The sequence below is a fragment of the Ectopseudomonas composti genome, assembly GCF_900115475.1.
GTDB lineage: Bacteria > Pseudomonadota > Gammaproteobacteria > Pseudomonadales > Pseudomonadaceae > Aquipseudomonas > Aquipseudomonas composti.
Window position 1 is genome coordinate 130,757 of the sequence record NZ_FOWP01000007.1, and the last position, 24,004, is coordinate 154,760.

23 protein-coding genes are annotated in these 24,004 nt (G+C 63.3%); 3 read left to right on the forward strand and 20 right to left on the reverse strand.

The genetic code is table 11. The annotated features are described in order from the left end of the window. Positions 1-71: 71 nt before the first annotated feature. From cysW to chrA, 17 genes are all read right to left on the reverse strand, one after another. Entirely contained in the window at positions 72-899 is an 828-nt protein-coding gene (gene cysW, locus BM059_RS14685) for a sulfate ABC transporter permease subunit CysW (RefSeq protein WP_037002310.1), read from the reverse strand. Beyond that, the gene (gene cysT, locus BM059_RS14690; protein ID WP_074939534.1) at positions 896-1,735 is read right to left on the reverse strand and encodes a sulfate ABC transporter permease subunit CysT; all 840 of its coding nucleotides are present in this window, start codon (positions 1,733-1,735) and stop codon (positions 896-898) included. Before cysT ends, cysW begins: the two co-directional genes overlap by 4 nt. Positions 1,736-1,849: 114 nt before the next feature. Further along, positions 1,850-2,866, reverse strand: coding sequence for a thiosulfate ABC transporter substrate-binding protein CysP (gene cysP / locus BM059_RS14695; protein ID WP_037002308.1), 1,017 nt, complete (start codon positions 2,864-2,866; stop codon positions 1,850-1,852). 302 nt (positions 2,867-3,168) lie between these two features. Then, positions 3,169-3,384: a TOBE domain-containing protein gene (locus BM059_RS14700; protein ID WP_003464423.1), complete on the reverse strand. Its 216-nt coding sequence runs from the start codon at positions 3,382-3,384 to the stop codon at positions 3,169-3,171. Between the two features lie 89 nt (positions 3,385-3,473). Further along, complete coding sequence (gene ssuB, locus BM059_RS14705) at positions 3,474-4,274, reverse strand: aliphatic sulfonates ABC transporter ATP-binding protein (protein WP_074939536.1); 801 nt, start codon at positions 4,272-4,274, stop codon at positions 3,474-3,476. Continuing rightward, complete coding sequence (ssuC, locus tag BM059_RS14710) at positions 4,271-5,065, reverse strand: aliphatic sulfonate ABC transporter permease SsuC (protein ID WP_037002304.1); 795 nt, start codon at positions 5,063-5,065, stop codon at positions 4,271-4,273. Before ssuC ends, ssuB begins: the two co-directional genes overlap by 4 nt. 167 nt (positions 5,066-5,232) lie before the next feature. Further along, positions 5,233-6,381 carry an FMNH2-dependent alkanesulfonate monooxygenase gene (gene ssuD / locus BM059_RS14715; protein WP_074939537.1) on the reverse strand — a complete coding sequence of 383 codons (1,149 nt, stop codon included), beginning with the start codon at positions 6,379-6,381 and terminating at the stop codon, positions 5,233-5,235. 61 nt (positions 6,382-6,442) lie between these two features. Then, positions 6,443-7,408, reverse strand: a complete 966-nt coding sequence (locus BM059_RS14720) for a sulfonate ABC transporter substrate-binding protein (RefSeq protein WP_074939539.1) — start codon at positions 7,406-7,408, stop codon at positions 6,443-6,445. A gap of 83 nt (positions 7,409-7,491) precedes the next feature. Beyond that, complete coding sequence (gene ssuE, locus BM059_RS14725) at positions 7,492-8,085, reverse strand: NADPH-dependent FMN reductase (RefSeq protein WP_074939540.1); 594 nt, start codon at positions 8,083-8,085, stop codon at positions 7,492-7,494. A 9-nt stretch (positions 8,086-8,094) separates the two neighbouring features. Beyond that, the gene (locus tag BM059_RS14730) at positions 8,095-8,733 is read right to left on the reverse strand and encodes a peroxiredoxin (protein WP_074939541.1); all 639 of its coding nucleotides are present in this window, start codon (positions 8,731-8,733) and stop codon (positions 8,095-8,097) included. Positions 8,734-8,831: 98 nt separating this feature from the next. After that, the gene (locus BM059_RS14735) at positions 8,832-9,527 is read right to left on the reverse strand and encodes a response regulator (protein WP_074939543.1); all 696 of its coding nucleotides are present in this window, start codon (positions 9,525-9,527) and stop codon (positions 8,832-8,834) included. Beyond that, on the reverse strand, positions 9,527-12,178 hold the full coding sequence (locus BM059_RS14740; protein ID WP_074939544.1) for a sensor histidine kinase: 2,652 nt from the start codon (positions 12,176-12,178) through the stop codon (positions 9,527-9,529). The genes BM059_RS14735 and BM059_RS14740 overlap by 1 nt, the downstream gene beginning before the upstream one ends. A 10-nt stretch (positions 12,179-12,188) precedes the next feature. Further along, positions 12,189-12,746 carry a potassium-transporting ATPase subunit KdpC gene (kdpC, locus tag BM059_RS14745; RefSeq protein WP_074939546.1) on the reverse strand — a complete coding sequence of 186 codons (558 nt, stop codon included), beginning with the start codon at positions 12,744-12,746 and terminating at the stop codon, positions 12,189-12,191. A 183-nt stretch (positions 12,747-12,929) separates the two neighbouring features. Further along, the gene (gene kdpB / locus BM059_RS14750) at positions 12,930-14,987 is read right to left on the reverse strand and encodes a potassium-transporting ATPase subunit KdpB (protein ID WP_074939547.1); all 2,058 of its coding nucleotides are present in this window, start codon (positions 14,985-14,987) and stop codon (positions 12,930-12,932) included. Positions 14,988-15,000: 13 nt separating this feature from the next. Beyond that, positions 15,001-16,689: a potassium-transporting ATPase subunit KdpA gene (kdpA, locus tag BM059_RS14755; RefSeq protein WP_074939549.1), complete on the reverse strand. Its 1,689-nt coding sequence runs from the start codon at positions 16,687-16,689 to the stop codon at positions 15,001-15,003. A 10-nt stretch (positions 16,690-16,699) separates the two neighbouring features. Further along, positions 16,700-16,789 (reverse strand): K(+)-transporting ATPase subunit F, encoded by a 90-nt coding sequence (gene kdpF / locus BM059_RS14760; RefSeq protein WP_017676012.1) that lies wholly within the window; start codon positions 16,787-16,789, stop codon positions 16,700-16,702. A 263-nt stretch (positions 16,790-17,052) separates the two neighbouring features. Then, positions 17,053-18,387: a chromate efflux transporter gene (gene chrA, locus BM059_RS14765; protein WP_074939550.1), complete on the reverse strand. Its 1,335-nt coding sequence runs from the start codon at positions 18,385-18,387 to the stop codon at positions 17,053-17,055. A 629-nt stretch (positions 18,388-19,016) separates the two neighbouring features. Here chrA and BM059_RS14770 point away from each other — a divergent pair. The 3 genes from BM059_RS14770 to BM059_RS14780 all read left to right on the forward strand — a co-directional run bounded on the left by BM059_RS14770 (position 19,017) and on the right by BM059_RS14780 (position 21,003). Next, positions 19,017-19,646 carry a hypothetical protein gene (locus tag BM059_RS14770; protein ID WP_074939552.1) on the forward strand — a complete coding sequence of 210 codons (630 nt, stop codon included), beginning with the start codon at positions 19,017-19,019 and terminating at the stop codon, positions 19,644-19,646. Between the two features lie 166 nt (positions 19,647-19,812). Further along, positions 19,813-20,418, forward strand: coding sequence for a DUF1780 domain-containing protein (locus tag BM059_RS14775; protein ID WP_074939553.1), 606 nt, complete (start codon positions 19,813-19,815; stop codon positions 20,416-20,418). Positions 20,419-20,544: 126 nt separating this feature from the next. Further along, complete coding sequence (locus BM059_RS14780; protein WP_074939554.1) at positions 20,545-21,003, forward strand: hypothetical protein; 459 nt, start codon at positions 20,545-20,547, stop codon at positions 21,001-21,003. 663 nt (positions 21,004-21,666) lie between these two features. Here BM059_RS14780 and BM059_RS14785 read toward each other — a convergent pair. The 3 genes from BM059_RS14785 to BM059_RS14795 all read right to left on the reverse strand — a co-directional run bounded on the left by BM059_RS14785 (position 21,667) and on the right by BM059_RS14795 (position 24,002). After that, positions 21,667-22,041, reverse strand: coding sequence for a hypothetical protein (locus BM059_RS14785; protein WP_074939555.1), 375 nt, complete (start codon positions 22,039-22,041; stop codon positions 21,667-21,669). Between the two features lie 402 nt (positions 22,042-22,443). Beyond that, positions 22,444-23,175: an ABC transporter ATP-binding protein gene (locus BM059_RS14790; RefSeq protein WP_074939556.1), complete on the reverse strand. Its 732-nt coding sequence runs from the start codon at positions 23,173-23,175 to the stop codon at positions 22,444-22,446. Further along, entirely contained in the window at positions 23,172-24,002 is an 831-nt protein-coding gene (locus BM059_RS14795; RefSeq protein ID WP_074939557.1) for an ABC transporter permease, read from the reverse strand. Before BM059_RS14795 ends, BM059_RS14790 begins: the two co-directional genes overlap by 4 nt. Positions 24,003-24,004: the final 2 nt, after the last annotated feature.

Here is a 24,004-nt window from a genome sequence, read left to right on the forward strand (position 1 = left end):
CCGTAGGAGCGGCTTCAGCCGCGATGGTCATAAAGGCTATAGCGGAGTGTCACCCGCCAATGCCACCCCGATCACGCTTCGGCGCGTTGCATCAGACGACGCTGGCGCCACTCCATGAAGGTCTTGAGAAACAGCGTAAGCAGCGCCATGCAGGCCAGCAGGCCTGCAGCGGTGAAGGCGGCGGCGGGCTTGTAGTCGTTGTTGAGCTGATCGACCAACAGCGGCAGGGTCAGGGTCTGGTTGATGATGGTGCCGGACACCACCGACACCGCGCCGAACTCACCGACCGCGCGCGCGTTGGTCACCACCACGCCGTACAGCAGTGCCCACTTGATCTTCGGCAAGCTGATGCGGCGGAAGATCTGCCAGCCGCTGGCGCCCAGGCACATGGCGGCGGCTTCCTCGTCCTGGCCCTGGGCCTGCATCACCGGAATCAGGATGCGCGCCACGTAGGGCGCGGTGACGAACACGGTGACCATGACGATGCCCGGCCAGGCGAACATCAGTTGCATGCCGTTATCGTAGAACCAGCGGCCGATGAAGCTTTCCAGGCCGTACACCACCAGATAGCAAAGACCAGCGACCACCGGCGACACCGCGTAAGGGATGTCGATCAGCGTGGTCAGCAGCTTGCGCCCGCGGAAGTCGTAATGGGTCACGCACCAGGCCAGGCAGATGCCGAAGCACAGGTTCAGCGGCACGGTGATCGCTGCCACCAGCAGGGTCAGACCAATGGCGTGGAGCATGTAGTCCTCGCCGAGGTTGCTCCACAGCAGGCCCAGCCCGCCGGCCAGCGCCTTGCTGAAGATCAGCGCCAGCGGCACCAGCAGAATCAGCGCCACGAACAGGAGACCGAGGATTACCAGCGCCCACTGGCGCCAATCTTGGGGCTTTTTCATCGACCTTGCCGTTGCCATGCGAACAGACGCCCCTGCACGACCTGCAGGAGGAACAGAAGAGCCAGCGACGCGAGCAGGATCACCGAAGCGATGGCCGCCGCCGCCGGGTAATTGAATTCCTGCAGACGGACGAAAATCATCAGCGAGCTGACCTCTGTCTTATAGGGAATGTTGCCGGCGATCATGATCACCGCGCCGAACTCGCCGAGGCTGCGAATGAACGCCTGCGAGCCACCGGTGACCAGTGCCGGCGCCAGGGTCGGCAGGATCACCTTGCGGAAGGTCTGCACACGGCTGGCGCCGAGGGTGCGCGCGGCCTCTTCGTATTCCGAGCCGAGATCCTGCAACACCGGCTGCACGGTGCGCACCACAAAGGGGATGCTGGTGAACACCATCGCCACCACGATACCGGCGTAGACATAGGCCACCTTGAAGCCCAACCACTGGCCGATCCAACCATTGGGCACGAGCAGCGCGGCCAGGGTCAGACCGGCTACCGAGGTCGGCAGGGCGAAAGGCAGGTCGATCAGCGCATCGACCATACGCCGGCCAGGGAAGTCGTAGCGGGTGATGATCCAGGCCAGCAGCAGGCCGATCACCAGCACCGCCAGGGTCGAGTAGAACGCCGCCGAGATGGTCACCTTGTAGGTCTGCACCACGCGCGGATCGCTGATGGCGAACCAGTACTGCGCCCAGGTCATGTCGCTGACGTACAGCAGCAGCGCCGACAGCGGCAGCAGGATCACCAGCGAGAGGTACAGCACACTGACGCCGAAGCTCAGGCCGAAGCCAGGCAGCAGCGGGGTCTGCAGGAAGAACAGCGTCGGTTTACTCACGAAAAGCTCGGCTCTACAAATGCAGTTGGCCGCCAATAAGGCGGCCAACGGACCATTACGATGCTCTCACTCATGGCTGGCGGGTTGCACCCGCCCTACGCCAGAGCGCCGCTATCAGCGACCCTCTGCGAGAAGCTGATCAAGAATACCACCGTTGTCGAAGTGCTTGGCGGTGATGTCATCCCAGCTACCGAGGATCTCGTTCGGGTTGATCAGACGCACCGGCGCGAACTGGGCCTTGGTCGCCTCGACCACTTCCGGGTTGTGCACACGGTAGTTGTAGCGGGTCAGCAGTTGCTGGATGTCCTTGCTGTACTGGAAGTCGAGGAAGGCTTTGGCTTGCTCGCGGGTGCCGCGCTCGTCAGCCACCTTGTCGACGATGGCCACCGGGAATTCGGCCAGCACGCTGACTTCCGGTACCACGATTTCCAGGTTGGCGGATTTGAACTCGTCGCCCTTGGCGATGTTGATCACTTCCGATTCGAAGGTCAGCAGCACGTCGCCCTGGCCGTTCTGGGCGAAGGCCACGGTGGCACCACGGCCGCCGGTGGGGAAGTTCTCGACGTTCTTCAGCAGCTTGCCGACGAAGGCTTTGACCTTCTCCTGGTCGCCGTTGAATTTCTCGTTGGCGAACAGCCAGGCGCCCAGGTAGCTGTAGCGGGCGTTGCCGGAGGTTTTCGGGTTGGGGAATACCAGCTTCACGTCATCGCGAATCAGGTCGTCCCAGCTCTTGATGTTCTTCGGGTTGCCTTCGCGCACCAGAAAGGCCGTGGTGCTGTAGTACGGCGAGGCGTTGTTGGGGAACTGCTTGGCCCAGTCTTCACGCAGCAGACCGCGCTTGGCCAGGATGTCCACGTCGGAAACCTGGTTGAAGGTGACCACGTCGACCTTCTTGCCCTGGATGATGTCCTGCGCCTGGCGCGAGCTGCCGGCGAAGGACTGGATGATCTTCACTTCCTTGCCGCTCTGCTGCTTCCAGTGCTCGACGAACAGCGGGTTGATCTCGCCGAACAGTTCGCGGGCGATGTCGTAGGAGGCGTTGTGGAATGGCGTGTCGGCGGCAGCATGGCTCAGCGAGCCAGTCAGCAGGGTGGCGCTGGCCACGGTGGCCAGAACGATCTTCTTCAGCATCTATGGCGTCCTTCTTATCGAGAGAGGAACCTGCAGGCAGGCTATTTGATGGCGCAATTCTGCAGAAAAATCATATAGCTGAAAAATATCTTTTTATTTACTTCTTATAACAAAAGCCCATTCGACGTTAAAAACGCCATGCAGCACTCGTCGCCGAGGCTGCTCAGGCAACTACCCTTTGCTCATTCCTCACGCTCCGCGTGGGAATGCATCCAGAGACGCTCTGCGTCAGATGCTGGTGCAGCACCAGAGCGCCAGGGCTTGGGCTCCCACGCTGACGCGAGGGAGCCATCATTCGCCGATCAGAGTTTGGCGATGGACACTTCGGTGGATTTGACGAAGGCGATCACTTCGCTGCCCACCTGCAGTTCCAGTTCGCGCACGGAGCGGGTGGTGATCACCGACGTGACGATGCCGGCAGCGGTCTGCACGTCGATTTCCGACAGCACGTCGCCGATGACGATTTCCTTGATGTTGCCCTTGAACTGGTTGCGTACGTTGATGGCTTTGATGGTCATGGTGTTTCTCCTCAGGTCGTTTTACAGGTAGCCCGGATGCAATCCGGGGAATTCTCGAACCGCACCCGGATTGCCTCCGGGCTACGGCGTCAAAGCGCCCAACGCAATTGCGTGGGCAGGGGTGATACGGGTTCCGGTGGTATGGGTAATTCAGGCTGCGCCAGTACCCGGTCGAGCACGCGCGCTTCCAGTGCCGCCAGCAGCGGCGAACCATGTGGACGCGGACGTACCAGTTGCACGTCGAGGTCGAGACCGATCTGGCCGTCCTCGATGAGGATCACCCGATCCGCTACGGCTACCGCCTCGGCGACGTCGTGGGTGACCAGCAGCACGGTGAAGCCATGCTGCTGCCACAGCCGTTCGATCAGTTGCTGCATCTCGATACGAGTCAGCGCATCCAGCGCGCCCAGCGGCTCGTCGAGCAGCAGCAGGCGCGGCCGATGGATCAGTGCACGGGCCAGGGCCACGCGCTGCTTTTGCCCGCCGGACAGCGCCGCCGGCCACTCATGAGCGCGATCCGCCAAGCCAACCGCCGCCAGGGCCTCTTCCGCCTGCCTGCGCCAGTCGCCGGAAAGGCCCAGGCCGACGTTGTCGATCACCCGCTTCCAGGGCAGCAGGCGCGAATCCTGGAACATCAGGCGAATGTCCTCGCGCACCGCGTTGAGCGAGCCGCTGCCGGCCATCAACTGGCCGCCGCTGGGCTGATCCAGGCCGGCCAGCAGGCGCAGCAGCGTGCTCTTGCCGCAGCCACTGCGACCGACCACAGCCACGAACTGACCAGCGGGAATGTGCAAATCGATGCTCTTGAGCACCTGACGCTCGCCAAAGGACTTCTCGATTTTCTCGATGACCAAGGGGATGCCCTGGCGAATGCTATGCAATGCGGTCATTGCCCACCTGCCTTGGCCTGATAGGCCGGATGCCAACGCAGCCACACACGCTCCAGCCCTCTTGCGGCGACATCAGCCAGCTTGCCGAGCACCGCATAGAGCAGGATCGCCAGCACCACCACGTCGGTCTGCAGGAACTCACGGGCGTTCATCGCCAGGTAGCCGATGCCGCTGCTGGCGGAAATGGTCTCCGCGACGATCAGGGTCAGCCACATGAAACCGAGGGCGAAACGCACACCGACCAGGATCGAGGGCAGCGCGCCGGGCAGGATCACCTGACGGAACAGCGCGAAGCCGGACAGGCCATAGCTGCGCGCCATCTCCACCAGCGCCGGATCGACGTTGCGGATGCCGTGGTAGGTGTTGAGGTAGATCGGGAACAGCGTGCCGAGCGCGACCAGGAACACCTTGGCCGCCTCGTCGATGCCGAACCAGAGGATCACCAGCGGAATCAGCGCCAGGTGCGGCACGTTGCGGATCATCTGCACCGAGCTGTCGAGAAAGCGCTCGCCCCATTTCGACAGGCCAGTGATAAAGCCCAGCAGCAGGCCGATACCGCCGCCAATGACAAAGCCTATAGCGGCGCGCTGACCACTGATCGCCAGGTGCTGCCAGATTTCGCCGGAGGCCAGCAACTGCCAGCCGGCGGCGAGCACGGCGCTGGGCGCCGGCAGGATGCGACTGGACAGCCAACCGCTGGCCACCGCCAGTTGCCAGGCGGCCAGCAGCCCCAGCGGCAAGGCCCAAGGCGCAGCGCGCAGGGCCAGTTTGTGAAGGGTCGTGTTGCTCATGGTTGCCTCGAAGAATTCTGTGTTGCTGCTCCCGGATTGCATCCGAGCTACATCGGCCCTCTCCCCCACCCCCACCCCCTCTCCCGCAAGCGGGAGAGGGCTGGGGAGAGGGGCTTTTCAGTCCGTAGCCCGGATGCAATCCGGGAAACCCTATGCCTGCGCTACCCTCAACTCGCCGAAGCCGCCTTCGGCAGGATGTCGCTGGAGATCATTTCGCCGAACGGGCTGACATACCCCCGGCTCTCCGGGCGCGCAGGCGCGGCCACGTCCAGGTGCGGGAACAGCAGTTCGGCAACCCGGTACGATTCCTCCAGGTGCGGGTAGCCGGAGAAGATGAAGGTATCGATGCCCAGCTCCGCGTATTCCTTGACCCGCGCTGCCACGGTCGGGCCATCGCCGACCAACGCGGTGCCGGCGCCGCCGCGCACCAGGCCAACTCCGGCCCAGAGGTTCGGCGACACTTCCAGGTTGTCGGTCTTGCCGCCGTGCAGGGCGGCCATGCGCTGTTGGCCGACGGAGTCGAAGCGCGCCAGCGACGCCTGGGCGCGGTCGATGGTGTCCTGATCCAGGTGGCTGATCAGGCGATCTGCTGCCGCCCAGGCTTCCTCATTGGTCTCACGCACGATCACGTGCAGGCGAATGCCGAAGCGCACTTCACGGCCCTGCTTGGCTGCCTTCTCACGCACCTGAGCGATTTTCTCGGCCACGGCAGCCGGCGGCTCGCCCCAGGTCAGGTACAGCTCGACCTGCTCGGCGGCCAGATCCTGCGCCGCGTCGGATGAACCACCGAAATACAGCGGCGGACGCGGCTGCTGAATCGGCGGGTAGAGCAGCTTGGCGCCCTTCACCTGGATGTGCTTGCCGTCATAGTCAACGGTTTCGCCCTCCAGCACGCGGCGCCAGATGCGGGTGAATTCGACGGAGGCCTCGTAGCGTTCGGCATGAGACAGGTGCAGGCCATCGCCGGCCAGCTCGTCCGGGTCGCCACCGGTCACCAGATTGAACAGCGCACGGCCATTCGACAGGCGATCCAGGGTCGCCGCCTGGCGCGCAGCCACGGTCGGCGAAATGATCCCCGGACGCAGGGCGACGAGGAACTTGAGGTGCTGCGTGAGCGGGATCAGCGAGGCCGCCACCAACCAGGAGTCCTCGCAGGAACGTCCTGTCGGAATCAGCACACCGCCGAAACCAAGGCGGTCGGCAGCCTGGGCGACCTGGGCCAAGTAGCCATGGTCGACGGCGCGCGCGCCTTCGGCGGTGCCCAGGTACTTGCCATCGCCATGGGTAGGCAGGAACCAGAAGATATTGAGGCTCATGGAGTTGTCTCCTTGGATTCGCTCCCCTCTCCCACCGGGAGAGGGGCTGGGGGTGAGGGTTCTATTGGGCCTGCACGACTTTGGCCGGCGGATTCCAGATCACATCCTTGATGGTCAGCTGCTTGGGGATCAGCTTCAGCTCGGTAAAGGTGTCGGCGATCTTCTGCTGCGCCTCGATCACATCCGGGGTGATGAACTGCGCACCGTAGCCCTGGCGTTCCACGGCCTGGCGAGTGATCTCCGGGGACAGGCCGATCAGCGGCGCGACCTGGCTGGTGGCTTCGTCGAGGTTGCCCTTGACCCACTCGCCGACGCCGCGGATTTCCTCGACCAACGTGCCAATCACCTGTGGGTGCTGCTCGGCATAAGTGCGGGTCGCCAGGTAGAACTGGTGGTTGTCGACCAGGCCAGTACCATCACGCAGGCTGCGCGCTTGCAGTTGTTTCTCGGCGGCGGACTGGAAGGGGTCCCAGATCACCCAGGCGTCGACGCTGCCACGCTCGAAGGCGGCGCGGGCATCGGCTGGCGGCAGGTAGACCGGGGTGATGTCGCTGTACTTGAGACCGGCGTCTTCCAGCGCACGCACCAGCAGGTAGTGCACGTTGGAACCCTTGTTCAGGACGACTTTCTTGCCCTTGAGCTCGGCCACCGATTGGATCGGCGAATCCTTGGGCACGAGGATCGCCTCACCGCTCGGTGCCGGCGGTTCATGGGCGACGTAGAGCAGGTCGGCGCCAGCCGCCTGAGCGAAGACCGGCGGAGTTTCACCGGTGACGCCGAAGTCCACGGAGCCGACGTTGAGACCTTCGAGCAGCTGCGGGCCGCCCGGGAACTCCGTCCACTTGACCTCCACGCCCTGCTCGGCCAGGCGTTTTTCCAGGGTGCCCTTGGCCTTGAGCAGCACCAGGGTGCCGTATTTCTGATAGCCGATACGCAATGTCTCGGCCTGAGCGTGAGTGATGGCGCCGAAGGAAATAGCCGCAGCAAACAGGGCGACCAGGCTTCGACGCAAAGTAATGGTGCGCATGGCGCTCTCCCTTTGCGGTGATGTCTTGGTTGGCTACCTGCTTGCCCGTTGGCGGGCGAGTAAGGCGGGGTGTTACAGATGGATCAGATGCTCCAGCGGGCGTTTACCAGCCGGTCGTTCAATACATTCGGATCGATCGGCTTCGGCCGTCGTGCCAGGGCTGCGCCCAGTTGCTCCAGTGCCTCGTCGAGGCGTTCGCGCAACTCGTCGTCGATCTGCGCGGGCCTGTCCCCTTCCGGATAGGCAATCTGTTTGTCCACGGCGAACACGCCGCTGAGCATTTCCTGCGCCTTCAGCGCGGCCAGCACCGGCTTGAGCGCGTAGTCCACCGCCAGCAGATGCGCCGGGCTGCCGCCACTGGCCAGGGGCAGTACCACCTTGTGCGCCAGGGCACGTTCGGGCAGCAGGTCCAGCAGCACCTTCAACGCGCCAGTAAACGACGCCTTGTACACCGGCGTACCGACCACCAGGCCATCGGCGCTGGCCACCACGGCCTGCAGCTGCTTCACTGCCGGGCTGTCGAAGCGCGCATGCAGCAGATCCTCGGCCGGGAAGTTGCGCACCTTGAGCAGGCTCACTTCCACCTGCTGCGCCTCGAGGCACTGGCGTACGTAATCCAGCAGCACCTCGGTGCGCGAGCGCGCCGCAGGGCTGCCGGATAGCAACACGACATGCATGATGATTCCTTAACGGTTGGGCTGCGGCGTCAGGCGCAGATAGGGTTTGACCGCGCGATAGCCTTTCGGGAAGCGCTCGGCGATCTCGGCCTCGTCCTTCAACGACGGCACGATCACCACCTCTTCACCGTCCTGCCAGTTGGCCGGCGTGGCGACCTTGTAGTTGTCGGTCAGCTGCAACGAATCGACGACGCGCAGGATTTCGTTGAAGTTGCGCCCGGTACTGGCCGGATAGGTGATGGTCAGGCGCACCTTCTTGTTCGGGTCGATGATGAACAGCGAACGCACCGTCAGGGTGTCGTTGGCGTTCGGGTGGATCAGGTCGTAGAGGTCGGACACCTTGCGGTCGGCATCGGCGATGATCGGGAAGTTGACCGCCGTGTTCTGCGTCTCGTTGATGTCATCGATCCATTTGATGTGCGAATCCACCGGGTCGACCGACAGGGCGATGGCCTTGACGCCGCGCTTGGCGAATTCGTCCTTGAGCTTGGCGGTGAAGCCCAGTTCGGTGGTGCACACCGGGGTGAAGTCAGCTGGGTGGGAGAAGAGGATGCCCCAGCTGTCGCCCAGCCACTCATGGAAACGAATGCGGCCTTCGCTGGAATCCTGTTCGAAGTCAGGGGCGATGTCGCCCAGGCGGATGGTCATGATCGTGCTCCTTGGCAGTAGCTTGCATGGTGCTCACTATGCTCAGGAACGAAACGAAACAAAAAGAATAAATAATGATTTATTTATAACTAAAACAGCTAATCAGTTTCCGCACGTAGGCGATAACCCACACCTGCCTCAGTGATCAGATAGCGCGGCGCAGCCGGGTCGTCACCGAGTTTCTGCCGCAGGTGGCCGACCACCACGCGCAGGTAGTGGCTGTCGCCGACGTGGCTCGGGCCCCAGATATCACGCAGCAGTTGCTGCTGGGTGACCACTCGGCCGAGATGCTGGGCGAGCAGGGCCAGCACTGCGTACTCCCTGGGCGTCAGGGCGATTTCGGCGCCGGCGAGGCTGACCCGACGATAGGCCAGGTCGATGCTTAGCGCGCCGCAGACGATGCTCGCCGGCAGCGCTTCGCGGCCCTGGCCCTGGCGCAGCAGCACGCGCACCCGGGCGAGAAATTCCTGGATGCCGAACGGCTTGGTCACGTAGTCGTTGGCGCCGCCATCCAGCGCCAGCACCTTCTCGCCCTCGCTGGCACGCACCGAGAGCACCAGCACCGGCACCTGGCTCCACTCGCGCAGGCCGCGCAGCACCTGCTGGCCGTCGAGGTCGGGCAGGCCGAGGTCGAGCACGACGAGATCGGGGTTATGCAGCGCCGCCTGGGCCAGGCCGTCTTCGCCGTTCGCCGCCTCCAGTACCCGGTAGCCCTGGGCACTGAGGGCGATGCGCAGGAACTTGCGAATCTGCGCCTCGTCGTCGATCAGCAGAATGTTCGGCCCTTGGCTCATCAGTCTTCCTCGGCGGCTTGCGGTTGCGCGGTCAATGGCAGGTGCAGGGTCAGGCTGGCGCCACGGCCGTCGAGCCCCTCGCCGACCGTGACGCGGCCGCCATGGGCACCCACCATACCCTGGCAGATCGCCAGGCCCAGGCCCGTGCCCTGGCCGCCGCGATCACCCCGCGCTGCGGTGTAGAACATGTCGAAGATCTTCGCCCGTTCCGCCTCGGGAATGCCAGGGCCCTGGTCGGCGACGACGAAGCGCAGCGCCTGTTCGTCGTACTCCAGCGCCACGCGCAGACGGCCACCGGGCGGCGAGAAGCGCGCGGCATTCTCCAGCACATTGATCAGTGCCTGCTCGATCAGCGCCGCGTGTACGTACAGCAGCGGTGGTTCCGGCGGCAGTACGCATTCGACCTGCAGCGGCGCGAGCACCGCGCGCAGACGTTGCAGGGCGCTGGCGACGATGTCACTGGGCGCCACCCAGTCGCGCGCCAGCTTGAGCCCGCCATGGCCGAGGCGGGTCATGTCGAGCAGGTTCTGGATGTAGCGGTCGAGGCGCTCGGCCTCGTCGCGGGTGCCTTCGAGCAGTTCCCGGCGATCCGCCAAGGGGATCGCCTCACCCAGCGCCAGCAGGCTGTCGATGGAACCGCGCATGGCGGTCAGCGGCGTGCGCAGGTCGTGCGACACCGAAGCCAGCAGCGCGCTGCGCAGTTCCTCGGTCTGCCCGTGCAGGCGCGCCGCCTCCAGCTCCTCGGCCAATTGCGCGCGAGCCAGGGCCTGCGACAGCGGCTGGCCCAGGGCAGCGACCAGGCGTCGGCGCCCGTCCGCCAGTGGCGCGCCATCGACGTGTTGCAGGCCGATCAGCAGCAGCGGCCCCTCCTCCCCGCACAGCGGCCACCACCACCAGCGGCTGCTGGGCAAAGTATCGGTGCCGAGGCCGGCAGGTTGCTCGTGCTGCCAGGCCCAGTCGGCGGCGGCGCGCTCGACATCGAGCAATTCGGCGTGCAGGCCACCCTCGTGCTGCCACTGGCCATCTGCATCACGCGACAGCAGGGTCAATTGCAGCTCGGCCCAACCACCCAGTTGCTGCTCGGCCACCGCCAGCACGGCCTGGCGGTCGGCGGCGACGGTGAGCTTGCGCGACAACTCCAGCAGCGCCGTGGTCTCGCCTTGCGCCTGGCGCAGCGCCTGCATCTGGCGGCGCTGACGGCTGGCTAGGTTGCCGGTCAGCCCGGCCATGAGCAGGAAGAACAGCAGGGTCAGCACGTCCTCCTGACGCTGGATGCGCAGGGTCAGGGTCGGCGGAATGAACAGGAAGTTGTAGGCCAGGAACGACAAGCCCGAGCACGCCAGCGCCGGCCCCAGGCTGCTGCGCACGGCCACCAACAGCACGGCGGCGAGGAACACCAGGGAGATATTCGGCAGCTCCAGCACCCGCGCCAGGCCGAGGGAGATCAGCGTGGCGCAGGCGGCGGCCAGGGTAGCCAGCAGGTAGTCACGCCAGCGCGGGGCGATGCGCGTGCGACGACCAGCCCTCGGCTGATCACCCGCCGCATCGAGCACGCTCACCTCCAGCCCGGCGCCAGCTGCCAGCAGGCGTTCACCGAGGCCACGCCCGAACCAGCGCCGACGCAGGCGCCGCGTGCTGCTGCCGACCAGGATCAGGCTGGCGCGGCGCTCGCGGGCATGGTCGAGCAGCGTGCGCGCCACCGAGTCGCCGTGCAGCGTCACCACTTCGCCACCAAGGCGCTCGGCCAGGCGCTGCGCCGCTTGTAGCCGTGCCCGTTGCTCCTCGTCCATGGCTGCGCGGCTGTCCACATGCACCACCGACCAGGGCAGATGACGCCGCTCGGCCACCGCGCAGGCGTGGCGCACCAGGCGCTCGGCCTCGCCGTCGCCGTCCACCCCCACCAGCAGGCGGCCGAGCAGACTGGGCGCGGCCTGGCCGAGCTGGCGGTAGCGTTGGTCGAGGTCGGCATCGACCCGCGCGGCGGCGGTCTGCATGGCCAGTTCGCGCAGCGCGGTGAGGTTGGTCGGCGAGAAGAAGGCGTCGATGGCCGCGCGAGCCTGCTCGGGCATGTACACCTTGCCGTCGCGCAGGCGTTCGAGCAGCTCGCGCGGCGGCAGGTCGACCAGCTGGATCTCGTCGGCCTCCTGCAGCACCCAATCGGGCACGGTTTCGCGCACCTGCACGCCGGTGATATCGCGGACGCGGTCGTTGAGGCTTTCCAGGTGCTGGACGTTGACCGTGGTGTAGACGTCGATGCCGGCGGCGAGCAGTTCCTGCACGTCCTGCCAGCGCTTGGCGTGGCGGCAGCCGGGCGCGTTGCTGTGCGCCAGTTCATCGACCAGCGCCAGTTTTGGCGGGTCGGCGAGCAGGCCGTCGAGGTCCATTTCGCTGAGTTCCAGGCCGCGATATGGCAAGCGCAGTGGCGGCTGTTGCGGCAGGCCCACCAGCAGTGCCTCGGTTTCGCTACGGCCGTGGCTTTCCACCACTCCGGCGCGCAACGCCATGCCCTGGCGCAGTTGCCCATGGGCGGCCTGGAGCATGGCGTAGGTCTTCCCTACGCCCGGCGCAGCGCCGAGAAACACCTTGAGCCGACCACGGCCTTCACGGGGCAGGTCGGCGAGCAGCGCTTCGGCGCGCAGGCTGTCGTTCATCGAGCACTCGTCACGGGGAAGAAGTGGATGGATTGTCGGCCAGCGCCAGGTTCAGAGCCAGCACATTGACCACCGCCGGGCCAAACAACGGGCGCTCGGTGTGCGCCTCAACCAGGCGCAGCAGCTCGGCTTGCGGCAGGCCGCGGGCCTGGGCGATGCGAGGAGTCTGCCAAGCCGCAGCTTCGGGCGACAGGTGCGGGTCGAGGCCGCTGCCCGAGGTGGTCACCAGTTGCATCGGCACCGGCGCCTGGCTGCTCAGCCCGGCGCTGGCCTGCTCGAAGCGCTCGCGCAGCTTCGGGTTGCTCGGCGCCAGGTTGCTGGCGGCGCTGGCCACGGTGGCGTAGTCGCCAGCCGAGGGGCGTGGCTGAAACCACTGATCACCGTCGAAGGCCTGGGCGATCAGGCGGCTGCCGCGCACCTGACCGGCATCGTTACGCACCAGGCTGCCAGCGGCCTGATCGGGGAAGGCCACCTGGGCCACACCGGTGACCACCAGCGGATAGGCCACGCCGGTGAGCAGAGTCATCAGCGCCAGGGTGGCGATGGCGGGGCGGATTGAGTTGAGCATGATGAGTCTCCGATATCGATTCTTTGCTTGTCTCCCCTCTCCCGCTTGCGGGAGAGGGGCCGGGGGAGAGGGTCTATCCGGTAATACCGAGTGGCCTGCCCTACCCTCTCCCCAGCCCTCTCCACTGGGCGTGCCCCCATGAATAGGAGAGGGGGCAGACCGCGTGCGAGTGAAACAACACTGTTAAACCCAGCCCAACCCCACCAGCAGCAGGTCGAGCAGCTTGATGCCGACGAAGGGCGCGACGAGCCCGCCGAGGCCGTAGATCAGCAGGTTGCGCCGCAGCAACTGGCCAGCGTCCAGCGCCTGAACGCGTACGCCGCGCAGCGCCAGCGGGATCAGCGCGACTATGATCAGCGCGTTGAACACGATGGCCGAGAGGATCGCGCTCTGCGGGCTGTGCAACTGCATCAGGTTGAGCGTGCCAAGCTGCGGGTAGATGCCGGCGAACAGCGCCGGGAGGATGGCGAAGTACTTGGCCACGTCGTTGGCTACCGAGAAGGTGGTCAGCGCGCCACGGGTCACCAGCAGCTCCTTGCCCACCTGCACCACGTCGATCAGCTTGGTCGGGTCGCTGTCCAGATCCACCAGGTTGGCGGCCTCGCGCGCGGCCTGGGTGCCGTCGTTCATGGCCAGGCCGACGTCGGCCTGGGCCAGCGCCGGGGCGTCGTTGGCGCCGTCGCCGCACATCGCCACCAGTTTGCCTTCGGCCTGCTCGGCGCGGATGCGCGAGAGTTTCTTCTCCGGCGTGGCTTCGGCGATCACGTCATCGACTCCCGCTTCGGCGGCGATGGCGGCGGCGGTCAGCGGGTTGTCGCCGGTGACCATCACGGTGCGAATGCCCATGGCACGCAGCTCGGCGAAACGCTCGCGGATGCCCGGCTTGACCACGTCCTTGAGGTGAATGGCGCCAAGCAGGCGACCATTGCCGGCCACCAGCAACGGCGTGCCGCCACTCTGGGCGATCTTCTCCACCTCACGCGCCAGTGGCGCCGGCAGATCTGTTCGGCCCAGGCCAAGGTAGGCCAGCACGGCGTCCACCGCGCCCTTGCGATAGGCCACGCCGTTCACATCGGCACCGGACAAACGCGTCTCGGCGCTGAAAGCGATCAAGGTCATGCCGCTACGGTCTGGCGCTTCCATCGGGTGCAACGAGGCCAGGTATTCGATGATCGACTTGCCCTCCGGCGTGTCGTCGCCCTGCGAGGCCAGCAGCGCTGCCTCGGCCAGCTCCGGCGTGGCCACGCCCGGCGCCTTGACCATGGCGCTGCAGCGACGGTTGCCGAAGGTGATGGTGCCGGTCTTGTCCAGCAGCAGGGTGTGCACGTCACCGGCCGCCTCCACGGCGCGGCCGGACTTGGCGATGACGTTGAGGCGCACCAGGCGATCCATGCCGGCGATGCCGATGGCCGAGAGCAGGCCTCCGATGGTGGTGGGTATCAGCGTCACCAGCAGCGCCGCCAGGTAGATCAACGGCAGGTCGCCGCCTGCAAAACGGGCGAACGGCTGCAGCGTGGCCACCACCAGCAGGAAGATCAGGGTCAGGCCGATCAGCAGGATATCCAGCGCCACCTCGTTGGGCGTCTTCTGCCGGCGCGCGCCTTCGACCAGGGCGATCATGCGGTCGAGGGTGGACTCGCCGGGGTTGGCGCTGATCCGCACCAGCAGCCAGTCCGACACCAGCCGGGTGTTGCCGGTGACCGCCGAGCGGTCGCCGCCAGACTCACGGATCACCGGCGCGGACTCGCCGGTAATCGCCGCTTCGTTGACCGCCGCGACACCTTCGATCACCTCGCCGTCGCCGGGGATCAATTCGCCGGCCTCGACCCGCACCACATCGCCCTTGCGCAGGCTGCTGGCCGGCACGGACTGGAACTGCTCGCCGACCTGCTTGTTCGCCATCAAGCCCTGACTGCCGGATTTGAGGCTGTCGGCGCGAGCCTTGCCACGCCCCTCGGCCAAGGCCTCGGCAAAGTTGGCGAAAAGCACGGTGAACCACAGCCACAGGGCGATCTGCACGCCCAGGGCGGTACTGACGGCAGGATTGGGGACGAAGCACAGCACGCTGGTGACCAGCGCCGTCAGCTCCACCACCAGCATCACCGGCGAGCGCACCAGTTGCCGTGGGTCGAGCTTGACGAAGGCCTGCTTGAGGGCCGGGCGCCACAGCGCGCCGAGGCCGGTCTGCGGCTGGCTGCTGGACGATTTGGCGCTGCGTTGCGCCGTTACGGGGGCATTCATCACGGTTTCTCCTTCAGAACGCCAGGTGTTCGGCCAGCGGGCCCAGGGCCAGCGCCGGCATGAAGGTCAGGCCACCCACCAGGAGGATGGTCAGGGTCAGCAGCACGACGAACAGCGGCCCATGGGTGGGGAAGCTGTTCTGCCCCTGCGGCGCGGCGCGCTTGGCCGCCAGGCTGCCGGCAATCGCCAGCACCGGCAGGATGTAGCCGAAGCGCCCGAGCAGCATGGCCAGGCCGAGTATCAGGTTGTGGAACGGGGTGTCGGCGGTGAAGCCGGCGAAGGCCGAGCCGTTGTTGCCGGTGGCCGAGCCGTAGGCATACAGCGCCTGGCTGAAGCCATGCGGGCCCGGGTTGCCGATAGACGCCGCCGGCCCGGCGAAGCTCACCGCCAGGGCGCCGAACACCAGCACGCCGACTGGCATCACCAGCAGCGTCGCGACCATCAGGCGCACCTCGCGCGCTTCCAGCTTCTTGCCCAGGTAGGCCGGGGTGCGGCCGATCATCAGGCCGGCGAGGAACACCGCGATCAGCGCGAACAGCAGCATGCCGTAGAGGCCCGCGCCGACGCCGCCGAAGACGATCTCGCCGAGCAGCATGTTGACCAGCGGCACCAGCCCGCCGAGGGCGCTGAAGCTGTCGTGCATGGCGTTGACCGAACCATTGGACGCCGCCGTGGTGGTGGTCGCCCAAAGCGCCGAGGCGAAGGAACCGAAGCGCGCCTCCTTGCCCTCCAACGAGCCGACCTGCTCGATGGGCAACCCCGCCAGCGCCGGGTTCGGTTGCAGCTCCGCCCAGGCACAAACGCCCAGACCGATGATGAATAGCAGCAGCATGCTGGCCAGGATCGCCCGGCTCTGGCGCAGGTCACGCACGTAATGGCCGAAGGTGAACACTAGCGCCGCCGGGATCAGCAGGATCGACGCCAGCTCCAGCAGGTTGCTCAGCGCCGTGGGGTTCTCGAACGGGTGCGCCGAGTTGACGCCGAAGAAGCCGCCGCCATTGGTGCCCAGTTGCTTGATGGCGATCTGGCTGGCTGCCGGCCCCATCGGCAAGGTCTGCTCGCTGCCCTGCAGAGTGGTGGCCGACACGTAGTCGCTGAAGTTCTGCGGCACGCCCTGCCATACCAGCAGCACGGCCAGCACCAGGCACAGCGGCAACAGGCCGTAGAGCACGGCGCGGGTGATATCCACCCAGAAATTGCCCAGGCGGTCGCTGGACTGCCGCGCCAGGCCCCGGCACAGCACCACCAACACCGCCAGACCCACCGCCGGGCTGACGAAGTTCTGCACGCCAAGGCCGAGCATCTGACTGAAGTAACTCAGCTGCGCCTCGCCGCTGTAGGCCTGCCAGTTGGTATTGGTGACGAAGCTCACCGCCGTGTTGAACGCCAACGGCAGGCTCATCCCCGCCAGGTGCTGCGGGTTGAGCGGCAGGGCGCCCTGCAGCAGCAGAATGCTCATCAGCGCCAGCAGGCAGACCAGGGTGAAGGCCAACAGCGCCAGGGCGTAGCCGCGCCAGCTTTGCTCCTGCTGCGGGTCGACGCCCGCCACGCGGTAGCACAGGCGCTCCACCGGCTTCAGCACCGGGCTGAGCCAGGTGCGCTGGCCCTCCATCACGCGGTAGAAATAGCGCCCGAGAAAAGGTGCCGGTACCAGCACCAGCAGGGAAAAGGCTGCCAGCAGCAGCCAGTCGTAGTCATGCATGGCCGTCTCCTCAACCACGCCCGGCGGTGAGCAGGGCCACCAGCAGGTAGGCGAAGAGGCCGACCACCAGGATCAGCGACACACCATCGATTGCGTTCATCTACAAAGCTCCACGATGCGGGGAATCCGCTCGCGAGCATTGTCGAAAGGCTGCCCGTAAAAATTCGATTGCCGCCCCGCGCCCGGGGCGTAAAGAAATCGTATTGAAGCAGTGGCGCTTCAGCGGCGACTTATTCGGTGTCGCGGCTGCGACTGCAGGAACGCAGCTCCCGTAGGGTGGTTTAGCGGCGCAGAACACCGCTCAAACAGCCACGCCCAATCTCAAGCGCCGCGTAACCCACCAAGCGATGCCAAGCCCATCCATCAAACCAACAGATGCGCCACCAGCCCGACTACAGCGCACCCCGCAATGGTCTCGATCACCCCGCGCTTGAAAGCGAACAGGGCCAGCGCCGCACCGAGGGTAATCAACGCCGACACCCAATCGAACGCACCAGCGAAGCCCTCGGGCCAGAGCACGTGATAACCGAAGAACAGCGCCAGGTTGAGGATCACCCCAACCACAGCGGCGGTGATGCCGGTCAGCGGCGCGGTGAATTTCAACTTTCCGTGGGTCGACTCCACCAGCGGCCCGCCAGCGAGGATGAACAGAAATGACGGTAGGAAGGTGAACCAGGTGACCAGCACCGCCGCCAGCGCACCGCTGGCGAAGGCCGAATCACCACCGAACACCGGCTGGCCAAAGGCACCGACGAAGGCGACAAACGCCACCACCATGATCAGCGGCCCCGGCGTGGTTTCACCCAGTGCCAGGCCATCGATCATCTGCCGGGGCGTCAGCCAGCCGTAGTGGTCGATGGCGCCCTGGTACACATAGGGCAATACCGCATAGGCGCCGCCAAAGGTCAGCAACGCCGCCTTGGTGAAGAACCAGCCCATCTGCGTCAGCGTACCCTGCCAGCCGAACGCCAGGGTCAGCAGGCCCATCGGCAGCAACCAGAGCACTGCGCCGACCAGCAGAATCAACGCCAGCCGGCTGGAGCGAAAATGCGTGTGCGCCAGGCGCGTCTCATCATCGATCAATGCCGGCGCATGCGCCCCGCCCGCCTCGCCATGCCCGGCGCCGACCGCGAGGTGCTGCGGCGCCAGTCGCCCGCCGATATACCCCACCAGCGCCGCGCCGAGCACGATCAGCGGGAACGGCAGCTGCAACGCGAAGATGGCGACGAATGCCGCCGCCGCGATGGCCCACAGCCAGGCGTTCTTCAACACCCGCCCACCGATACGCCAGGCCGCCTGCACCACGATGGCCGTCACCGCCGGCTTGATGCCATAGAAGATCCCCGCCACCAGCGGCACATCACCGAATACCAGATAAACCCAGGACAGCGCGATCAGGATCAACAGCGACGGCAGCACGAACAGCACCCCGGCGATCACCCCGCCCCAGGTGCGGTGCATCAGCCAACCGATATAAGTCGCCAACTGCTGCGCCTCCGGCCCGGGCAGCAACATGCAGTAGTTCAGCGCATGCAGAAAACGCCGCTCCGACAACCAACGGCGCTTCTCCACCAACTCCTGATGCATGATCGAAATCTGCCCCGCCGGCCCGCCAAAACTGATCAGCCCCAGCTTCAACCAGAACCAGAAGGCCTGCAGCAAACTGACCGGGGCGGGACGTTCAGGCGAGTCCGACATTTAGAGGCTCCAGCGGCTGCAAATCGACCGGCCACTATAGCCACGAAACATGACATCCGCGCGACATCGCACGAAAAATCACCAGCCCCACGCAGCCCTTGCCCCACCTGGCTTGGACGAGTTTTCCCGCATCTTATCCACAACGCTTTCCCCAGATTCTGTGCACGACACACATCAACACGCCCTCGCCCTGCCCCGCTGTTGAAAACCCGAGCCAAGTGATTGATTAAAAGCGATATTCCGCCTGACGATAGCGCCAGCAGAGCGTCATTGGATAAAAACTGAACGGCCTGCCGAGGCCCGCTTGAATGCTAGGCGCAGAAGGCTTTTGCAAAGGTTATCCACAGTGGTGTTAACAGAATTTGTGGGTGGCCTGTGGGAAGGTCTGGATCGACATTTCCACAACGGCAATTTACTCACATGGCATTTTGCCCACGAAGCGTGGACAGCGCAGCGGTGGATGGACTAGGTTCTGGCTTGGTTCTGCTGTAGTGGTGATCCAGCAGGGCGGGCTTGCCGTTACGCAGTCGCATTTTGCCGGAGTGCTGTCGTGGTTCACGCGAACCCCTCCCGCGAAATAAGGACTTGCAGAACGACAAGGAGTGCTATGTACATATTGAGAACTCCGAATGGACATTGGAAAAATTGAAATAAAACTGGATAAGCGCTGGGAGTTACAAGATTTCTCCGTAGTCACCAAAGAGTACGTCCAGCTATACAGCTTTTTCTATGTTCTCAAGTGCGTAAATGAAGGGCTATACGTAGGGCTAGACTTCTCCACATACCCGTGGGGTGGCGGTTACAGCGTTGTCAATTTCTTCAAAGGCTCTTACGGGCTAACTCCAGAGAAATATCGACTTCAGGTAACAAAAATTCAATATGCCTCACCTGGCTTTATTGAGCTTAGCGGTGTCATCTCCGTCGCCACTGATGTCAGCATTTTAGTTAGCGCACTGTGCGCCTCAGCCTTAGCGCTTAACAAAACATATGACACCATAGTAAAAAGCTATCACAGTAGAAGACTAGGACAAATCAAAGTTTACGAAGCAGAGTCAAGACTAATCCAAAGCGACATCGCATTTATACAACAATCAATTAAACGCCTATCCTCTGAGTTCAACCTGCGTCCAGATCAAATAAATGCAATACAAAAAATCACAAACGGAAATGAGCTTGTCCAACTAAAGATTCTTTTAGCACTTTATCGTCGAGCAGAGCCAATTCAAGAACAGCAGTCAACAGGAAAGGCAAAATTGTAGCCATATGAAATCTAGACCGAATAGCTGACTTCAAAAACCGAGGCAGACCAAAGTATAAAATACATATCTATATACTGGAACGCTCAGCAAAAAAAACAAGCCTATTCCCTTTTTGCCCCTACATCTATGACACATAACTAATATTTAGATGAGAAGGAGGTCAGACATGGATGACGAAATCATCAAGGAACGCATTTCCGCCATAGAAAACTCAATAAAGTTCTATTCATCCAGCAACAAGCCAGAGCGTGAGCGCTGGGTTGTTGCTAGATTCCTTGAAAATATGAACGTACCTCATGACTCCACTGACATTGAAACACCAACTGAAGATCCTCCTGACGTTGTTGCCCTAGGTGGAACATTTGAAGTCAAAGAAATTCTCGACCCGGGACGTCGCAGGCATCAGGAATATAAAGATGCGCTTAACGCGGCAAAAAACGCCACAACCTCGAAAGAGCTTCTAACAGAAGCAACGCCCAGAGACTCATCAATTAAAGAAATATACGAACTTTGCAAAAATAGCATTAAAAAACTAGAAACAAAATACCCTCTTGAAGTTCGCGAATCATTAGACATCCTCTTTTACGTAAACCTTCAAGGTGTAATGGACATAATGGAGCATCCATACCCCGATGTAACGGAGCTTCGCTCAAGTGGTTGGAGATCAATTTCTTTTGTAGAAGGGGATATTGCTTGTTGTTTTTACGTTAAAGCTGAAGCGCCGCATTGGTTACAAAGGCGAGCGGGTACTGTGCACCATAAAAAATGGTGAGGGCTGCCATCTAACAGCTAAAAAACCTTCTCCCATAGAGAAAAAGTAAACTGTTTTACTCAACATCCAACTCCTTTCGCTTTACGAGCCGACCAGTACAGCATTTAGACATATAGAGGAGGATTAATGCAGACAAAAGATACAAGGCTCGCAGAAATCTGGCATAAAGCTGATCCACCTGTAATTTTCAAAAGAAAGTCTGGAGAGACTCTTCTTGTGCGGCTTCCTTTTAACTCAAGCAACTTTGCCATTATCCGTGGCGAAAAAAAGCACAAGCCGAAGTGGAACGAGAAATTTAAATGCTGGGAGACACCTGCCGCTTGGTATGATGACCTCGCACGGCGCCTGCTCAATCGTTTTGGCGGTGTATACCTCGTTCAACTTTATCGAGAGCAACAAAAGTGTGCTCCGGCATGCTGGAATGCCTCTGGCCTACATTGTGAATGTTCGTGCATGGGGGCCAACCATGGATCAGGGCATCCAGGTGGAAACTGGCATGAGGTCAGCGAAACGTTTGCCTTTGAGTGGGGCGACAAGAAATACGCCAGTCGCCTACTGCTCTCAACTTCAGCGCAAGCAATATGAAAAAGGCACAATTTTATTTACTACCTTTGCAACCTACCGCATTTGAAATGTTCGGTGCGCACAGCGCACCCTACGATAAGAACGCCGATACATCAGGCGCGCAAGTAGCCCCTTCAGTAGGGTGAGCGAAATCGTCGTGGAAGAGGTTGAGCGGCATGGATGCCGCGAGAGCTGCGATGGGCCAGGGATGGCCCTTCGCAGCGGGCCTCTGGAACGACGATGGAGCGAACGAACCCCGGCGAAGCCGGGGCCGGATGGCGGGGCGGGCGGTTTTGGTTACTTTTGCCAAGACAAAAGTGACTCGCCCGAGGGGGCGAAACCGAAAATAAGGAGGACCGATTTATTTAACGGTCTGCCAGCCGAAAATAAATCCCCCCTTTTCCGAGTGATCGTCACGCCAGCGAAGGCGGGAGCCCTGACGTTTCGTGTCCTCTGGATGATTCCCCGCCGAGCCAACGCAAGTACTGCTCAGAGGAGAAAGGCACAGATTTGTCGACGGCCTTTGCAACCTGTGAGTGTTCAAAACAGCGCACCCCACGGTAAAAATGCGGGGGGCTATCAGGATCGAATTGCAAAATAAATTTGCCTCCTCTCCCGACCGTTCTGCGCCCCATGAAAAACGCCCGATCTATCGGGCGTTTTTCATGGGGCGGTATGTGTCGCTTACATACCGGCCGCTTTCAGCAGGGGGTTGCCATTGGAGCCGGCACCGCCATTGGTCTTGTAGGCGTCCAGCAGTTTGCCGGCCTTGCTCCACTCGAACACGGTCGATTCATTCTTGTTGGGCGCGCCCGGCAGGGCGGTGATCAGGCTGTAGTCGTATTTCCATATTTCCTTGCCGCTCAACTCCGACTTGGCGTTCGGGTAGCCAATCTGCTTGACGACTTCATCCTGAGAGGCACTGGAGCTCTTCAGTTGTTGCACCGTTTCAGGGGCGATGTAGGTGCCCGTCTCATAGTCCAGCGGCGTACGCCCACCACACCCTGCCAGCAGGAGCAAAGAAAGGGCTGCCGCGGCAGTGAGAGCTGTCTTGTTCATGATGGATATCCTTGATTCGATCCGTCCATAGCGCAAACGGGATCCTTTTCGTTGCAGGAGAGAAGCCACGGACAGAACCGTGAACAGAGGAGGATAGGGACGTGCAGGAAGGTCGGCCATAACACAGATGACCTAATAGCCCTGTGCCGCATCGGCGATAGAAAGGGGAGATTCCTTGACGGTCGTTGCAACCGCCCGAAGCCCGGTGCGCATGGCGCACCCTACGGCGGAAATCCCCCTTCCCAGCGAATGAACGCATCGGTTTCAAGCCCGCAATATCCCACCATCTCTAGCAAACAAAGCCCCCGAATTTCATCCGGGCTACAAAAGCCTGCGCGTGCGACGCAGGCAAAAAAATCGGGCCTTACGACCCGAAAAAGTACTCCACCTTGAAGAGTTCGTTTACAGCACGTGCGACTGGTACAGCTCGGTCAGTGCTTCGCCGCGCAGGTAGGCCAGCTCGGCCGAGCGGCGGTCGCGGGGGCGGGTCAAGGGCACGGCCAGTTCGCGTTGCAGGCGGCTTGGCGTGCCGCCGAGGATCAGCACGCGGTCGCTGAGGTAGAAGGCTTCGTCGAGGTCGTGGGTGACCAGCAGCACGGCGATCTCGTAGCGGGCGGCCAGCTCTACCAGCAGATCCTGCAGCTTCATGCGGGTGAAGGCGTCCACCGCGCTGAAGGGCTCATCCAGCAGCAGCACCTGCGGTTTGCCGTAAAGGGCGCGGGCGATGGCCACGCGCTGGGCCTGGCCACCGGAGAGGTGTTTGGGCAGCGCCTCGCCGCGTCCGTGCAGGCCGACGTCACGCAGCAGTTGTTCAACCCACTGGTCGTCAGCCACCCAGCCATCGGCGAAGCCGACGTTCTGCGCCACGCTGAGCCAGGGCATCAGCCGGGGCTCCTGGAACACCACGCCGATGCCGCTGCCACGGCCGAAGTTAAGCAGCGGGTTGAGTTCCAGCCCGCCCTGGTAGTCCTGATCCAGCCCGGCGGCGATACGCAGCAGGGTGCTCTTGCCGCAACCGGAGGGGCCGAGCAGGCTGACCACTTCGCCAGCGGCCAGGCTCAGGCTGACGTCTTCGAGCACACGCACGTCAGCGAAGGCCTTGTGGATATTCTGCAACTTCAGCAGCGCACTCATGCTCCGCCCTCCCCGCCCTGGAAGCTGTCGCGCCAGTGCAGGGCACGGGTTTCCCAAGCCTTGAGCAGGCTGTCGCTGAGTTTGCCGAGCAGCGCCAGCAGCAGGATCGCGGCGATCACCAGATCCGGCCGCGAGGTTTCCCGGCCGTCACTGAGCAGGTAGCCAAGGCCACGGGTGGCGGCGATCAGTTCGGCGGCGACGAGGAACATCCAGCTCAGGCTGAGCGCGCCGCGCAGGCCGGTGAACAGGCTCGGCAGCGCAGCGGGCAAAAGAATACGGCGCACCAGCGCCAGGGAGGAAAGACCGTAGAGCCGGCCCACTTCCACCAGTTTGCGGTCGATGTTGCGGATGCCGGCGAGCAGTGCCAGGTACACCGGGAAGAAGGCGCCAAGGGCGATCAGCACGATCTTCGGCGTTTCGTCGATGCCCAACCAGAGCAGCAGCAACGGTACCCAAGCCAGGCTGGGAATCGCCCGCAGCGCCTGGAAGGTCGGCTCCAGATAGGCTTCGGCGCGGCGGCTGAGGCCCACCCAGGTGCCGATGACGATGGCCAGCGCGGCGCCGATGGCAAAACCGGCGCCGACGCGCAGCAAGCTGGCGTTCAGATGCCGCCACAACTCGCCGCTCTGTGCCAGCAGGTACAGCGTTTGCGCCACCTGGCTCGGCGCGGGCATCTGGTGCGCGGGCAATACGCCGCTGCGCACCAGGGTTTCCAGCAGGGCCAGGAGCAGCAGGGGCACCACCCAACCGCGCAGGTCGGTCAGTGCCGGCCGCCAGCCGGGGAGCCGTTCAGCCCAGCGACCGATGACGAGGTTGAGCGCGCCCATCG